This window comes from Frankia sp. Mgl5 (genome assembly GCF_023242985.1).
GTDB lineage: Bacteria > Actinomycetota > Actinomycetes > Frankiales > Frankiaceae > Parafrankia > Parafrankia soli.
In genome coordinates, this window is sequence record NZ_JALKFY010000234.1 from 1 (window position 1) to 253 (window position 253).

Here is a 253-nt window from a genome sequence, read left to right on the forward strand (position 1 = left end):
TTTCCACTGTCCAATCCTCGCATGCTTCCGGCAGTTTGCGGAACATGCCCTCACCGGAGCAGGGGGCGTCCACCAGGATTCGGGCAAAGTAGTGAGGAAAGCGCTCAGCTAACCGCTCCGGCGTCTCATTGGTGACGATTGCGTTGGTGATGCCCAGCCGTTCGATATTTTCCGAGAGCGCCGTGACCCGAGCCGGATGGATTTCATTGGCGATCAAGCGCCAATCCTCGCATGCTTCCGGCAGTTTGCGGAA

At 58.5% G+C, this 253-nt stretch carries 1 pseudogene; it reads right to left on the bottom strand.

What is annotated here, in order from left to right:
• A pseudogene (locus tag MXD62_RS09155) lies at positions 1 to 217 on the bottom strand (SAM-dependent methyltransferase); the annotation flags it as partial.
• Positions 218 to 253: the final 36 nt, after the last annotated feature.